The 15,634-nt window shown below is 34.5% G+C and carries 17 protein-coding genes and 1 pseudogene; 4 read left to right on the top strand and 14 right to left on the bottom strand.

The annotated features are described in order from the left end of the window. Window positions 1-258: 258 nt before the first annotated feature. The 5 genes from crcB (FHP05_RS06175) to FHP05_RS06155 all read right to left on the bottom strand — a co-directional run bounded on the left by crcB (FHP05_RS06175) (window position 259) and on the right by FHP05_RS06155 (window position 3,395). Entirely contained in the window at window positions 259-636 is a 378-nt protein-coding gene (gene crcB / locus FHP05_RS06175) for a fluoride efflux transporter CrcB (RefSeq protein ID WP_191126281.1), read from the bottom strand. 8 nt (window positions 637-644) lie between these two features. Beyond that, entirely contained in the window at window positions 645-1,016 is a 372-nt protein-coding gene (gene crcB / locus FHP05_RS06170) for a fluoride efflux transporter CrcB (protein ID WP_147666374.1), read from the bottom strand. 185 nt (window positions 1,017-1,201) lie between these two features. Then, window positions 1,202-1,984 carry an ABC transporter permease gene (locus FHP05_RS06165; RefSeq protein ID WP_147666373.1) on the bottom strand — a complete coding sequence of 261 codons (783 nt, stop codon included), beginning with the start codon at window positions 1,982-1,984 and terminating at the stop codon, window positions 1,202-1,204. After that, window positions 1,981-2,709, bottom strand: coding sequence for an ABC transporter ATP-binding protein (locus FHP05_RS06160; protein ID WP_147666372.1), 729 nt, complete (start codon window positions 2,707-2,709; stop codon window positions 1,981-1,983). The genes FHP05_RS06165 and FHP05_RS06160 overlap by 4 nt, the downstream gene beginning before the upstream one ends. A 230-nt stretch (window positions 2,710-2,939) precedes the next feature. After that, entirely contained in the window at window positions 2,940-3,395 is a 456-nt protein-coding gene (locus tag FHP05_RS06155) for an 8-oxo-dGTP diphosphatase (protein WP_147666371.1), read from the bottom strand. 359 nt (window positions 3,396-3,754) lie between these two features. Here FHP05_RS06155 and FHP05_RS06150 point away from each other — a divergent pair, with 359 nt between their 5' ends. The 3 genes from FHP05_RS06150 to bioF are packed head-to-tail and all read left to right on the top strand — an operon-like array spanning window position 3,755 to window position 6,157. Next, window positions 3,755-4,249, top strand: a complete 495-nt coding sequence (locus tag FHP05_RS06150) for a hypothetical protein (RefSeq protein ID WP_147666370.1) — start codon at window positions 3,755-3,757, stop codon at window positions 4,247-4,249. Beyond that, a complete protein-coding gene (locus tag FHP05_RS06145; protein WP_147666369.1) occupies window positions 4,233-4,985 on the top strand; it encodes a 6-carboxyhexanoate--CoA ligase in 753 nt (250 codons plus the stop codon). Before FHP05_RS06150 ends, FHP05_RS06145 begins: the two co-directional genes overlap by 17 nt. After that, complete coding sequence (gene bioF, locus FHP05_RS06140; protein ID WP_147666368.1) at window positions 4,982-6,157, top strand: 8-amino-7-oxononanoate synthase; 1,176 nt, start codon at window positions 4,982-4,984, stop codon at window positions 6,155-6,157. Before FHP05_RS06145 ends, bioF begins: the two co-directional genes overlap by 4 nt. Before the next feature lie 65 nt (window positions 6,158-6,222). Here the strand turns inward: bioF and FHP05_RS06135 are convergent, their stop codons facing one another. The 6 genes and pseudogenes from FHP05_RS06135 to FHP05_RS06110 all read right to left on the bottom strand — a co-directional run bounded on the left by FHP05_RS06135 (window position 6,223) and on the right by FHP05_RS06110 (window position 11,189). After that, the gene (locus tag FHP05_RS06135; protein ID WP_147666367.1) at window positions 6,223-7,434 is read right to left on the bottom strand and encodes an MFS transporter; all 1,212 of its coding nucleotides are present in this window, start codon (window positions 7,432-7,434) and stop codon (window positions 6,223-6,225) included. A gap of 28 nt (window positions 7,435-7,462) precedes the next feature. Continuing rightward, on the bottom strand, window positions 7,463-8,128 hold the full coding sequence (locus tag FHP05_RS06130; protein ID WP_147666366.1) for a DNA alkylation repair protein: 666 nt from the start codon (window positions 8,126-8,128) through the stop codon (window positions 7,463-7,465). A 721-nt stretch (window positions 8,129-8,849) separates the two neighbouring features. After that, complete coding sequence (locus FHP05_RS06125; protein WP_147666365.1) at window positions 8,850-9,257, bottom strand: YugN family protein; 408 nt, start codon at window positions 9,255-9,257, stop codon at window positions 8,850-8,852. Between the two features lie 59 nt (window positions 9,258-9,316). Next, window positions 9,317-10,267 carry an AEC family transporter gene (locus FHP05_RS06120; protein WP_230973941.1) on the bottom strand — a complete coding sequence of 317 codons (951 nt, stop codon included), beginning with the start codon at window positions 10,265-10,267 and terminating at the stop codon, window positions 9,317-9,319. A 70-nt stretch (window positions 10,268-10,337) separates the two neighbouring features. Next, window positions 10,338-10,633: pseudogene (locus FHP05_RS15525) on the bottom strand (spore photoproduct lyase family protein); the annotation flags it as partial. Between the two features lie 133 nt (window positions 10,634-10,766). Further along, window positions 10,767-11,189 (bottom strand): pyridoxamine 5'-phosphate oxidase family protein, encoded by a 423-nt coding sequence (locus FHP05_RS06110; RefSeq protein ID WP_147666364.1) that lies wholly within the window; start codon window positions 11,187-11,189, stop codon window positions 10,767-10,769. A 327-nt stretch (window positions 11,190-11,516) separates the two neighbouring features. Between FHP05_RS06110 and FHP05_RS06105 the strand changes: the two genes are divergently transcribed. Beyond that, window positions 11,517-11,795, top strand: coding sequence for a DUF2383 domain-containing protein (locus FHP05_RS06105; protein WP_210766926.1), 279 nt, complete (start codon window positions 11,517-11,519; stop codon window positions 11,793-11,795). 772 nt (window positions 11,796-12,567) lie between these two features. On the opposite strand, the gene rlmD is transcribed toward FHP05_RS06105, so the two are convergent. The 3 genes from rlmD to FHP05_RS06090 form a co-directional block, all read right to left on the bottom strand. Further along, window positions 12,568-13,950 (bottom strand): 23S rRNA (uracil(1939)-C(5))-methyltransferase RlmD, encoded by a 1,383-nt coding sequence (rlmD, locus tag FHP05_RS06100; protein WP_147666363.1) that lies wholly within the window; start codon window positions 13,948-13,950, stop codon window positions 12,568-12,570. A 408-nt stretch (window positions 13,951-14,358) separates the two neighbouring features. Then, on the bottom strand, window positions 14,359-14,631 hold the full coding sequence (locus tag FHP05_RS06095) for a hypothetical protein (RefSeq protein ID WP_147666362.1): 273 nt from the start codon (window positions 14,629-14,631) through the stop codon (window positions 14,359-14,361). Between the two features lie 303 nt (window positions 14,632-14,934). Then, window positions 14,935-15,417 carry a glutathione peroxidase gene (locus FHP05_RS06090; protein WP_147666361.1) on the bottom strand — a complete coding sequence of 161 codons (483 nt, stop codon included), beginning with the start codon at window positions 15,415-15,417 and terminating at the stop codon, window positions 14,935-14,937. Between the last annotated feature and the right edge of the window lie 217 nt (window positions 15,418-15,634).

The following is a 15,634-nucleotide window of genomic DNA, read 5'->3' as shown; positions in this document are numbered from 1 at the left end:
TATGATTTGCAGAAAGGATATAGACGTTCCCTTTTTAGGCAGCACTGGCAAGCCAAAGTGCAACCAATGTACACCCTTTCTGTGTCAATTATTGTCTAATAATAGTGTATCATAATTGTTAATCAATTTAAATATCTACTAGTATAAGTATATGACAGTTGTAAATTATTAAGAAGTGGAAAGTCTAGCCATTAGGCCTTGCTTATTATAAGAAATAAAGCACAAATAATGGAAGGAATATTATCTCTTACTTTATGCTTAAGAGCTGAAAAACGAAAAACAGCCCCCTCCAATTACCATTCCTAAGAATGCCAATATAATTCCTCCTCCATAGGTAATAAAATTATAAACATAAAATTTCCATCTTCTTTCACTCAAATATAACTGTATACTCTCCAACTGAAGTGTTGAAAATGTAGTAAATGCTCCCATGTAACCCGTACCTAGGAATAATATCATTTTATTGTTTAACCCTATACTAACAATAATACCTAACAAGAAAGACCCTAATAAATTCACAATTAATGTTGCAACTGGAATACGGAAGGAATATTTCTTTTTAATAAATTGTGAAACAAAAAAGCGAGATATTGCCCCAAAACATCCTCCAATCCCTACTAATACTACATGTAACAAGCTCATGCTTATTCCTCCACACTCATCTTAGTAAATCCTAAACTACTCATGAACAATCCTCCAAATAAGCTAATCAACATATAGATAACTCCTAACCCAATATGGTTACTTCGAAATAACTCCACTGTCTCTACGCTTAATGTAGAAAAAGTTGTGAAAGAGCCAATCAACCCTGTACCTATTGCCATCTGATAATTAACGGGAATGGGAAATGCTGTAAAAACTCGTGTAGTGAGAAATGCCAAAAGATAACTCCCTAAAAGATTCACCATCAATGTAGAATAGGGAAAAATTGTCCCTTGTTCTGATAATCCAAAACTAATAAAATATCTTAAAATCGCTCCTATACATCCAGCAATTCCAATATAAAGATAAACCATGTACCAACACTCCTTCCAAATGACAAAATGGCTCTTGTCAATAAAAATCACTGTCAAGAACCATTAGCCATCGGCGGTTAAAGGTGAACCACATTTCTAGCTCATAGTTTTTTAATCTAACAAGCATCAATGATTCGTTCAATGTATGATAAGCCCTTTTTCCAAATATGTAATTCATGTTCCGCCTAACTTTTCTCAGTATCTGAAGTACTTGTTGTTATTTTTTTCAGTAATTGTTTGCGCTCATTAAATAATGATGGATACGATAAAAAACCAAGTAAAGCACTGGAGACGACCGCCGTTGTTAACAACAAAAACAGAATGAGTAATTGAAATAGAACTGCTTGAACTGGATCAGCACCTGCAATAATTTGACCACTCATCATTCCTGGAAGTTGAACAAGACCAATTGTCTTTTGGCTTTCAATTGTTGGAATGGTACTTGCTTTAATGGAATTAACAAGTTGGGTATGAATCGCTTGTTTCGGAGTTCCACCAAGTGACAAAATAAGTTCAATTGCATCTTGATTTGATTCGATTTCCGCTGTAAAACGATTTAAAAATAAGATGGAAAGCACCATTGAATTCCCTATCATCATCCCACTTATCGGGATAAGATATTGTGCTGTTGGAGGTATAATTCCGAAACCAAGCAGTATCGTCTGTGTCACGACTTCAATGGTTATAAACGTGACAACAAGTTTCCATGTAATTCCCTTAATGGATGTTCCTTTTTTACGAGCATTATGTGTCGCTGCGACAATCATAAGAATAATCATTAATAAAATATAAATCATATTCTCAGAATCAAATACAAATTTAAGTACGTATCCAACAGCTAGTAGCTGAACAACGGACCTTACCGTAGCAATTATTGTATCTTTTTCAAGCTCTAGCTTTAACACTTTGGAAAGCACAATTGGGATAAATACAAAAACTAAGGATAATGATAATGTTAAAAAGTTCATTCTATTTCTCCTCTTACAAATTTCTTTGTTCGATTTGTTTTTGGATTATGAAGAAGGTCGCTTGGTCCAGACTCAATCACTTCCCCATCCATCATGACAACTGTATAGTCCCCTATTGTGTATGCTTGTTTTAAATTATGTGTAATCCAAATAATGGTCGTGCCGTAATTTTCATTGATCCTTTTAATGAGTTTTTCAATATCTTGCTGTGATACTCTATCCAGAGAAGAGGTTATTTCATCAAGCAATAAAATACTCGGCTCATTTACCAGTGTTCGAGCAATCGATACTTTCTGAAGCTGTCCACCAGATAAATCTTTGCTGTTTCGATATAGAAGGCTTTTTTCAAGTCCTACAAGTTCTAATAATTTGTTTGCATCTTCTTCAGACAACTGTTCTCCCTTTAAAGTCAATGGTAATGCTAAATTATCGAATATGCTTCCACTAATCATCGTTGCACTTTGTAACGCAATTCCAACAGTCTGTCGTAAAACTAAAGGATCATAGTCATCAATACTTTTTCCATTGATAAAAATCTCTCCAGAATCACGAGAAATTAATCCGTTACATAGACGAAAGAGCGTTGTCTTCCCTGCTCCTGATGGACCAACAAGCGTTGTAATTTTACCGGTAGGAAATGAATGCGTTATATTTTTTAGGATTAATTCACCAGTAATGGAATAATTCACTTGATTCAGTTGAATAGCCTGATTCGTTTCTGTCATTTTTTACTCCTTGTATATCATCATTGATTCGGGTACTTCTCACGCAAAACCATTTTTAAAAATCATGATACTCTATCATTACCAAAAAGTGTTCCTATGTACAATTTGATGCTCTAAATGATAAATAGAGGCTGCTTTAAAAAAATAACATAGAACGTTTGGTATTTGATTACTTGTCAAAAGCTTTAAATGAATAACATTATCATATGTAGAAGGTATTTCTTCATTCATTAAAACAAATTGACATGCCAATGCCCACCTTCTTTATGATAATAAAATTCACTCAGATTTTCTAATTCAAACACTTTTACCATTTCATCAAAATCATTAGCTAATTTATAATGACAAAGTTCATCCCTTTGAATCCAAAAGACGTTCCCTTCTTTTGAAGGCTTCAATTCACCTCCAAATTGATTGGTCTTATAAAATAAAACAACATAACGTTCATCATCTTTTGTTTGAAATTGTTTCACACCACAAAGTACAGGCGATTTAATGGTTAAACCTGTTTCTTCATATACCTCCCGTATGACAGAATGGGAAAATGGCTCTCCTTTTTCCACATGACCACCTGGAAACGTAACACCTGGCCAGTTAGAATTCACGCGATCTTGTACAAGAACTCTTCCATTATCATCATAGATCATACACATATTTGTAAATATTGCTTTTTCACTTCTACTCATTTGTATCATCCTTTTTAAAATTAGGTTTTTGCCTTCTATTTATTAAATATAACCATTCTAATGCTGTAAGGCTTTCAATTAGGTTTTAATATCACAGTAACTATATCAAAACTTTTCACTCACATTTTACACTACTAAGCTAATAATAACAGCTTACTAATATCATATATATTTTGTAAAAAATTAACTTCTTACAACTATTTGTCAACCTATTTACTTTTTAGTTAACATATATTATGATAGTTCTCAAGAATTACAAAGAAACATACTACATTTGGAGACAAATATTAGATCTTGCTTGTTTTTTAACACAAAGCATAAGATATAACACTTAATATGGGAATCTAAAGGAGACGATAATGCATAAAAAAGTATATCTACTTGTAGAAATCAGTTTACTAGCAGCTTTTATCACTATTACTGGTTCTTTTAAAATCCCTACTGGCATTCCGGGGAGTGAATTTCAATTATCCGCACCAATTGCAATTGCCATTTGTGCTGTATTTGGCTTTAAACGTTATATTATCGCCGGTATATTATCCAGTTTTATTTTATTCATGCTTGGATTTCATACATTGTTTAATATTGAAATTGCAATGGCATTCCGCGTGATTGGTGGCGGAGTGGTTGCTATTTTTGGTAACCGTTTACCTGTACTTATTATTGCTGGACCACTTGGAACATTGGCAGCTAGAATTGTCCTCGCTTGGACGTTACAGGTACCTGCACTACCATTAATTATCCCAGCAATCCCTGGTATGGTATTTACCGCAATAGCCAGTTATCCTTTAATGAAGATGATGCAATCAATCTACCAACGGAAAGGAAGCAATCATTATGAAAAAGTGGTATAGTATTCGAATGCGTGCAAGCAGTGGAGAATCCCATGAAAATGGTGGACAACATATTTCGGGTGCTGAAAGGCTTGTTAAGAAGATAGACATAGAAACTACTGCTATGGAATTAATCCAACGAGCAACCAATCATTCTCGTGGAAAGGCTGATTTTATATCATTAAAAATCGATAGTATTCCAAGAGATGATATTCAAATGGTGGCTCCTCTGCATATAAAAGAAATAAAAAATACAGATACACATTCAACAAAAAATGTATTACGTGAAGCTTCTTTACCAATAAAACAAGAAATACTTTTTTCATTATATGATTGGATTATTCAGGATGATGTAACGAGAGGAGCAATCATTGTCGATATACATTCTGGAAAAAGATTAGATACAAATTTAGAACGTGGTGTGCGCGTATCGCATATCGATTGGGATGAAGCGTATAAACATAAATGGTTAATAGAAAATCATACACATCAACCCAAAAAACTGATAGAAGCGATGGCCATAGCTTCCAAAGTAGCCAGCGCCGGAACAATCTGTGAACTATGTTGCTCGGATGACCCCAAATATACAACAGGCTACATTTCTTTTCAAAATACTTATTATCGCATTCCAAATATGAAAGAAAAAGGTTCGGATTGTGGCGGTCGCGTATTTATTGTAGATGCTACAAAATTTAATCTTGATACATACGTCCATTATTTAGAAAAAACACCTGTCTTAATAGGAGAGAAAGTATGAAAAATTGGATTCAACAGGAGTATGAAAATATTCAATCCTCCCCTTTGAAAAGAAACTTAATTAAAATTGATAAAAACACAACAGAAACAACTATCAATGGAAAGAAGAAGGTTTTAGCCGCTTCTAATAATTACTTAGGGCTTGCGACAGATATACGTGTGATTCAGAAAGCAAAGGAAGCTATAGAACAATATGGGACAGGTAGTGGTGGCTCAAGATTGACTACTGGAAACCTTCCAATTCATGGAAAATTGGAACATGAACTTGCTCAATTTAAAGGAGAAGATGCATGCCTTTTATTCTCCAGTGGGTTTTTAGCTAACATGGGTGTGATTAGTAGCTTAAGTGATCATGAAACTATTATTTTCAGTGATGCATTAAACCATGCAAGTATTATAGATGCTTGTCGTCTTAGTAAAGCTAAAATCGTCATTTATAAACATAACGATATGGAGGATTTAAAAACTAAACTAACTCAATACCAGACCCATAAGAAAAAAATAATCGTTACAGATGGTGTATTTAGTATGGATGGTGATCTTGCACCATTAGATAAACTAAGTTTTTTAAAAAAGAAATATGATGCATTACTTATCGTTGATGATGCACATGCAACAGGTGTTATTGGGGAAAAAGGTCGTGGTAGTGCTAATTATTTTCATGTCGATGTAGATGTGACCGTTGGAACACTGAGTAAAGCATTAGGGAGTGAGGGTGGATTTGTTTGTGCTAATAAAAAAACGATTGAATTCCTTGTCCAAAAAGCACGCCCTTTTATTTTTCAAACAGCACTTGCTCCAGCCTCTGTTGCTGCAGCATTAATGGGCCTTCATATTATTCAAACAGAACCAGAACGACAAAAACGTCTATTAGAACTAGGGATGTTTATACGAAAATCATTAACAAAGATGGGGTATCATGTTCCAGATGGGATAACCCCGATTATTCCAATCATTATTGGTGATGCAAAAGAAGCAGTTGATTTCCAACAGAAACTAGATGAAAATGATATTTTTATTCCTGCTATTCGACCACCAACTGTTCCGGACAACACCAGCCGATTACGCTGTACTTTAATGGCAACACATACAGATGAACATATAGACACAATCATATATGCCTTTAAAAGATTGAATCCACCTTCAAAGGGTTCCGGTAATTTCCATTTTTAAAGGGGGGAAAGACGATGTACTTTTCTCCTTTTTTCCAGCTATCTTATATCGATTCTTTCGTTTATTTATACATAAAATCTCCTCTTCCGAGGGAGAAAAACAGCTATGGAAAATATCACAGTTGTGAAGAACATAGAAATAGCGGATACAATAATTGTCGTGCGTAAAGGGATAATATCGGCAGCAATTCCAACAGCGAGGATAAATACAACCTGAAGACTGCTTTGAATCAACTGAAAAATACTTGTTACTCTTCCCATAACATTGACTGGGATATTGTTTTGATAAAATGTTGTAATTCCAGTATTTGCATAAACATTAAAAAAACCTAAGATTATAAATCCTGTTGCAATGGAACCAAATGACCAAGAGAATGCATAAATAATATATCCAACACTAGACATCCCGATACCTATTACAATCAAATATCGAAGCGAAAACTTATGTGAGAAAAATGATAAAATAACTGCTCCAATAACAGACCCAATACCTGTAATACTAATCAAGAGACTGTACTCTATCTCTGATAATCCAACTACTTGTTGCGTAAAAACCACTTCTTGCGCATCCATCGCATAAGAAAATAGCAAAATTAAAATATATCCCATGTAAACAAATGATATGTATCTATTTTTCGATATAAAATCTGCCACAACCGTAAAGTCAGCTATCACTTGTTTTAATGTTAGTTTAGGGATGCTCTCTTTGGAAATTGTTTCACCCTGTGGTAGAAAAATTAATAGAATTGCAGCCAAAATAAATAAACATGCATTCAACCAAAGTGTCATATTAACAGATGTCAGAAGAATGAGGGTACCACCTATAGCAGGTCCAACAATAAATGCACTTGAAGTTGTAAAGGAACGAATCGCATTAAAGCGCTTTCGCTTTGATTGTGGAACAAGCATCGTTACATATGTCATGGAAGCCGGTCCGAAAAAGGCCTTTGCAACACTAAGGCAAACAAGTATACTGTAAATCACAACCATATTCGGAGCGAATGGAATAAGCGCAATAAAGATTGCCCTGATAAGATATGTAATAATCATTATTTTGCGTTTGCTTCGATAATCGATATAGCTTCCTGTCCAGAACTTCGTAATGATGTTTGTAATTGGACTGATAATCCATAAACCAGCTACTGCAGCAGCAGAACCAGTCATTTGATAGACAATAATATTAATAGCGACAAGATAAATAAAATCCCCGACACCTGCAATACCTATTGATGCAAGTAATATGGCGAGTGATTTCCATTCTCCCCATCTAGTATTCATTAAACCAGCTCCTAACCTACCTTATATCCTAAATATATTTTGAACCTTCACGAATAGCTAAATTAGATAGTTCTTGTTTCTCAATATAAGTGGATACAAACTCCGGATTTGTTTTAGAATATTCTCTCAATGACCAGCCAATTGCCTTTTGAATAAAAAATTCATCAATATCCTTCAATCGTAAAATAATAGAAGCCAATAATTTCTTATCTGTTTTTTCCTTATATTTCAGCTGAAAAAGAAGCATTGTTCGCTGTAGCCAAATATTACCTGAATCCAGCCATTTCTCTCCCCAATCTATTATTAAATGAGGGTTTTTCTGAAAAACGATACCAACTAAATGGCTTGCAATTGCATCTATCGTATCCCACCATGATTTTGTCGTTATGAGATATTCTAATAATTCTAAGTGGCTATCGGTTAAACATTTTTTGTTTTTCACTAAATAATCAACCGCTACATATTGATACTCTCTCTCTGGCATCTCCCATAATGTACGAATAATGGATTCAACATCCTCTTGGTGGAAATCAACTTCTTTCATGAACGTTTTAGATATATCTCTTCGCTCTTTCGCTTTTAATCCAATAAACGAAAACTTCCCATGCATGTATTTTTCCATTTGAACAGCATTGTCTTCAATTCTATTTGCTTCAAATAACACTTTTAATGAAATAACATGTTGATTTTGCATAAAAATCACCTCATCGTTATTTATTATCTCATAAACAAATCACTCGACTTGTTAAGCACACGGAGGAGAAAGGAACCAGAATTTACTGAATTCCATTGTTAAATTAATCCCAAAAGGGTTCCTAAGTATTGCGAACATGTTTTCTGACTGGATTGCAAGGCTTAGAGGAGCGGGACGGCTTCTAGCAGTAACGGTTCGGATAGAGTTTGGATTGGTTATGGACAATGGTACGTATCCATACCGTGTGTGGGCGAATCTGCATATGCTTTCAATAGCTAATGACAAGATGAAGAAATTCAGTTATTAAAACAGCGGCGTCATTTGGGTTCCCAGTTTACACAGAAAGTTATATCCCAAAATACTACTCCCCTGTCTCAAGAAACTAATTGTTTCTTGACAGGGGTGCGTATTTTTGTTCAAATTCAGTAACCCGATTGCCAGAAGTATATCCTTTCAATACATTCACATTCTAATGGATTCAATGATACTTAGTCAATTTTCAAAGAAAAAGCACTCCATAATAGAGTGCTTAAATACATATATCAGCCTAAAGCTTAGTTCTTCTAATTAATCTTCATCTTCTGTTCTACCATTTAACGTAATCATCTCCTTGAAACTCTCTAATCCAGCTTCAATGCTTAATCTCATTTGCCAGTAGGTCCGGGTCAGGAAGACGCTCATTCAAAAAATATTAAATTATAGGTGACTAAAGGATTAAAAATTATAACTTATTTAATATATTCCCAATTGCTTCCTCGCCAAATTCCTGCCATTTGCTTTTATCGTGAATATAGCCGTCCTTATCAAGGGGTTCTTGAAATTGGTTGAAACCACTAGCAGTAAGCAGTGAATTCGTGTCGTGGTCTAACCCAACGTTAACAACATGTTTGATTACAAAGGGTTTTTGGAATTCTATCCATGCATCTTTTCGGTCCAGTTCCCCTTTGAGCACTTGAAAAGGCATTCGAACATAAATCGTTTCGCCACCTTCCCGGTGCATCACACCATCAAAAATCCCACTGTCGTACTCCCAGTTACCCCCCATATTAAAGCCGTATTTCTTTAGAGTTCTTTGTGCATCGCCAAAAGACATTTCCTTACCTTCCATATCCGTTTCCAAATATATCATCGAATTCTCCTTCAATACTTTTCCCAATATTATTGGCTATAATAGGGATTCCATACATATTAAAGGTAGAAAAAGGAGTGCAGCCACTGTAGCAAAGTATAAAGCAATGGGATTGTAATAATACAAAGCAGGGTTGAAAGCAGTATTCCAAATGACGCAAAGGAAGCATCTCCTCCAAATTTTTGCGCATAGACAGATGTTGTGGATGCGCTTGGCATTGCAGATGTTAACACTGCAATGATGACTAATGGATATGGTACTTGAAAAAAGAGAAAAACAAACAAAAATAATGGGAGAATGAATAATTTGCAGCCGGCTGCAATCCAAATATAAATATTTTTACTGTATTGGCGTAACTCATGCCATTGTAAGTCTGCCAGCAAACTCCCTATCAAGATCATCGATAATGGAATGGTCATCTTTCCTATACTTTCAAACGTATCCAAAAGCGGGATAGGCCAGCTAAACGGAAGAAACAACATAAGCAGCCCTATCAGGGTGGACAGAATACCGGGATTAAAAAATAACGCTTTCCAGTTTACGCTTTGTTCGCTCTTGGTAAAAAGGTATATTCCATATGTCCAAATTAAAATCAAATAACAGATATTAAATAGTGTTAAGTAAATAACTCCTTGTTCTTCCATTAAAATATAACTGATGGCAAATCCAATAAAACCCTGATTGCCAAAAATAATTAAACTTTCATAGACAATTTTTTGCTTCATGGGCAGCGCAGCTTTTCTCCTGAGCAATATGCCAATAAAAACAGATATACTCAGTATAAAAATAGACATGGTAATCAGCCAGGCAAAATCTGTAAGCATTTCTTTTGAAAGGTTTGTATTAAGCGAGTATAAAATCAATGCTGGTAGGGTGATATATAGCATTATTTGTGTGATGACTTGATTGGCATACGAATGAATTATTTTTATTCTTCGGGTTACAAAACCAATCAAGGCCATGATATAGAGCGGAATCATCGCTTGTAAAAAAGCACCTGTGGAAAGCAAGTACCTTCTCTCCTTTCCCTAATGCTTTAGCTTATGAACCAAGAGGAGAGAAGGTACTGTATTTGGGGATTTAACTAAAGTACTCGATTTTCGCATCAGGGAAGAAGCGTCTTACATAGCCTCCTATCGTATCTTTGATTGTTTCCTGATGCTTATCCTGATAAACATATTTATATATCCCGTGTCACCCCATTTCATTTTCCGTTTAGATTCATCCAATTCCAGCTTTGTCATTAGATATTTTTCTTGGATTACCCGTTTAGCAGGTTTCGTAAAACGATGCTGTATCATTTCGAATGTTAAATCCCTACTGGCTAATACCGGGAGAGAAGCCTCCAGCTTTTCGAACATTTTCAAATACCCTTCCAGTCCGGATTTATCATCTCCCCAAAGTCCGTAGTTTCAAATTGCTACCTAAGTATTTATTATTTTTTCCTCCTAATAACAGAACTATTAATTATTTACGTCATTGCTTATAGGCGATGAACAGCTACCCTTTTTATATTTCTAATTCAATTGGAGGTTCTCCTTTTTTATTCATTAATCGTACGCCAATAGGATGAATCTCCAGTAAAGTATAATTAGGGTCTTCCGGACCATCGAAATATGATTTCATGTCGTCATTCCAAAGCTCTTTCTTCAACTCTTCTGAATGATTAAATGTAACCTTTCCTTGATACTCAATGTACTCATCACCAAACCCCTCTCCTTCATAACCGATAATAACATGTGTATATGGATTGGCATCAATTTCCTCTGTTTTATCTGCATTCTTATCTGTCGGTGTATAAAGGATAAGATCCCTATGGAAAAAAGTCATATATCTGGAATGAGGTTTATTATTTTTTACAGTTGCCATTGTACCAGTATGGCTTTCATTAAGTATTTCCTCGATTTTATCTCTGATTTCTGTTTGGTTCAACTACATACACTCCTTTTATATTGGTGGTAATAGTATTTGTATACATGTTGAAAAATATAAACGACACACACGTTTTAAAGTATTTCTTTAATGAGGTCAATTAACCCAGTCTGATTATCCATTTTCTTTTAGGTAATGGATTACATAGAACTTCCCACAAAATGATAATCATATACAGTTTTTTTATGTAATCAGTCCAATCCACCAAAAATTCAATAGATAAGTTGCTTATTCAAATAACATTGAAGACTTCTGATGTATATTTATCAGTTTCAAACCTAAAAAATAAATAGCAACTTAGCTTGCTATTATGGGGAGGTTATGCCAATGAATCAAAAGGATGTCGTGAAAGAGTTAAATGCCTTTTTAAAAGGGGAGTATATGGGAATCCATGCTTATGAACATTTCATTAAACATACCCAAGATCCAAAACTCAAAGATGAGCCACAGCGTATTCAACAAGAACATAAACAGCATGCTGCAAGAACGGCCGAACGCATTCAAAATCTCGGTGGTAAAGCCGTTGAAGATAATGGGATAATGCTGTCAATGAAAGAGAGTATGATGAACATGAAAAAGTATCCCAGTGACAAGGAATGGGTGTGAACCAGGCAGTAGAAATTATTAAAGATGATTTAGATCCAGAAAGCCTTCAGGTCATTAAAGATAATTTGGCTAAATGACATAGCTCATTACACCAGCTTATGCAGTAACAACAGGTGGAATTCTAAAAGGATTAGTAATTTCCATGAAGAACCTAAAAGTGCTTATATATTTTTTATTGCAAACCCATGTACTGGGTCTTTGCAATTTTGTCCATGATTAAAATGCATAACAACAAACATAGAAAAAAACATTTCCAGTTAACTATACCAAGTTGTGTGGAGGTCTTCACTAACGCTTTATCTACTTTTGATTGGCTGACTTCTAACACTAAACGTGAAAGTTTTGGTCTTCTCTTTAAAAATGTTTCCATTTTACTCAATATCAACTTTCTAAGGTTTTTGGTGTTTTGTTTATTAAAAGTCTTCATCCTTATCCCACCAATTTACCTGTATTTCTTTTATATCTTGAAATTTACTAGAATCTCCTCTTAACATAATTGTGATTTTATTAAAGCATAATTACGCTCAGACTAATCTGTGATATTTTCTTATTTTATACCGTCACATATAAAAATAGAAATAACTGTCATTCATTCTAAATTTTCCAACATCTATTTTATCCATTCACTAAACTGATATTCATTCTGTCCATTCAACCGATCTGTTTTTCACAACAACTTAATATGTTACCAAAACAAAAAAACACCTATTCTGCCCGAGTAGACAAAGTAGATGTTTCATTTAGAAACTTAGAAACGTTGATGTATCAATGTTTATTCCTTTGACAGCAACGCCACACACTCCACATGATATGTTTGCGGAAAAAGATCCACAGGTTGAACTTTTTCCAATGTATAGCCAAATGGAATCAGTTCTTTTATATCTGTTGCTAATGATAATGGGTTACATGATACATACACAATTCGCTCCGGTTTTGACCGGGCAATTCGGCGCATCACCTTACCACCAGCACCAGAACGTGGTGGATCCAATAATAATAAATTCGGACTACCGAATTTTTCAATCATTTCGATCAACCCATGGCGTGCATCCTTTGCGAGAAAGTGCGTATTATTAACTCCATTATCGCTTGCATTTCTTTTTGCTGATTCAATGGATGTTTCTACAATTTCGATTCCGACTAGTTCACGAACACGTCTTGCAAATGGTAAGGAAAATGTTCCTACCCCACAAAATAGGTCAATCATTTTTTCCGTTTGTTTAGGTTTCGCCATTTCTAACGCAAGTTCCACTAATTTTTCTGCTTGTTTAGGGTTTGTTTGAAAAAATGTATCGAACCAAATACGGTAGCGAAAACCTGCTAATTCATCATAAATAAAATCCCTTCCTAATAAGTTATAGGATTCTTCGGCCTGTGCTCGATCAGAAATATTGTTGTTTTTTAGCCACATAAAACTTTTTACTTGTGGGAATTTTTTACCTATGCGATAAATTAAATCATGGGAAGCTTTTACAGCATCAGGAGCTTCTGTCGCAAATAAAGCAAGAATCATTTCTCCGGTAGTCCGTGAATAACGAACCATTAAATGGCGTAACAATCCCTCATGTGTTTCTTTATTATATCCTGCTAATTGATGTTCTCTCGCCCAATCAGCTACTTCCAATGTTGCAGCTATCATAGCATCACTAGCAAGCAGGCATGTTTCCAATGAAATAATTTTACGGAAGTTATCTTTTTCATGTAGGCCAAGTGTTCCATCTATACCAAATGTGAATTCCATTTTATTCCGGTAATGCCATTCATCATCTGCTCCAATCGTCTCTTCAACCAGAGATGTATCAAAACCCTGCTCCTCTAATAAGAATTTCACTTGATTCGTTTTCTGTCTAAGTTGTGCCTCATATGTCCAATGTTGCCATGAGCAACCACCACAACTTTGAAAATGTGGGCATTCTGGTTCAATTCGTTCTGGATGTGCTTTGATAATATGATCAACCTGTGCCACTCTTCGACGATATGGTGGGACAAGTGTAGCTTGAACCTTTTCACCAGGAAGTGTGTAAGGTATATTTATTTTGTTCTTCTTTATTTTTCCGTGTTTATTTTCCCACTCAATAACTGCTTGCCCAGTTCCTCTCACATCTAAATGATCAATGTCAACAACAAATGTATTTTCATTATAACGATATGCCATATTTTTCCCCCTTAGAAAATTAATATTTTCTATATGAACACTGTATTTTAAAGTGTTTTTCTATTAAACTACTAACATGAGATAGTTATATTACCATAGCTAAAATGACCATTCAAGTTGTTTTCCTATTTTAATCATCTATCAAATAGAATTCTTTTCTAAAAAAAAGTGCACACTTGATTTTTTGTGTTTTTTTACATTGCTTTCAATAAAATATCATGATTAAATTCATTATTTCTCATAAGATCCATTTCCTTTTTTGAATGAAAATAAAAAAATCATTAAATCTCCTCTATATCTAGTTCATACGTTAGTTTCTGATATACAACATATGAATTAAACAAATTTACATCTGCCAATTTTAGTATAAAAACTTATGATTCTCCTATGATCCCTTGCAGAATCTAATTATATTTTGACATCAATATCTGTTTGGATGACCGATTTTCCGGATTTTCGGCTTTTGCGGGCATCCATTCCTATTTGGGTGACCGATTTTCCAGATTTTCGGCTTTTGCGGGCATCCATTCCTGTTTGGGTGACCGATTTTCCAGATTTCCCTCTTTTGTGGGCATCCATTCCTGTTTGGGTGACCGATTTTCCAGATTTCCCTCTTTTGCGGGCATCCATTCCTGTTTGGGTGACCGATTTTCCAGATTTCCCTCTTTTGCGGGCATCCATAGCTATTTATAGGAAGGTATTTGAACATTTAATATTTCCTTAGCATTTTTACCTCTTCTAATATCATTTTTTTAATCAGGGGAATCCCTCATCTCGACGGTATTATTTTGTTGCACTTTAGCTTACCTCACTTGTTTAAAAAGGTTGTTGCTTTCTCTTGCAGCTACAAGGGTAAATATGTGCTGCTATATTATTGCTTTTAAATCAGTATATTCCTTTGATACAGACATAATATAATCTATCCACATATATTGAACTATCCTTTAAAGAGAGTTCTATCAAAAAAATTCGAAAAATCGCAAGCTATTTTCTCAATAATTTTTCAATATCTTTTCTTATTTTACTAGGTCTAGTTGTAGGAGCGTATCGTTCTACTACTTGTCCATTTCGATCTACTAGAAATTTCGTGAAATTCCATTTAATATTCTTTGACAAGATTCCACCTTTTTGTTTCTTTAAGTAAGTATACAAAGGGTGTTCATTGTCCCCGTTAACATCGATTTTTGCAAAAATTGGAAACGTAACACCATAATTACTTTGGCAAAAATCTATTGTATCCTGTATATCGCTGAACTCCTGATTTTTAAATTGATCACATGGAAAACCAAGAATAATAAAATCTCTTTCTTTATACTCCTCATACAGCTTCTGAAGTCCTTCAAATTGTGGAGTGAATCCACATTTACTTGCTGTATTTACAATGAGCAGAGTATTACCCTCAAAATTTCTTAATGATGCTTCTTTACCATCTATCGTCTTTACATTAAAATCGTATACCGTTTGCAAATAAATCCTCCCTTTTTCATTGAAATATTACAATTCTGGTTTTACTTACCTCTTCACAACTTCACTTTTTCCTTTATCATTAACCTAATATATTTCAGATTAAATTCATTAATCTATTCAACGAAAATATGATCAACTCATAATAAAAAAATCCGTCTTTGATTAAGGATTGTAGCATAATTAAATATTATTAGAAAGTTACCCTTCCAAAAAGGGT

Source organism: Cerasibacillus terrae, from assembly GCF_008039555.1.
GTDB classification, from domain to species: domain Bacteria; phylum Bacillota; class Bacilli; order Bacillales; family Amphibacillaceae; genus Cerasibacillus; species Cerasibacillus terrae.
This window is presented reverse-complemented; position numbering and strand designations above follow the sequence as displayed.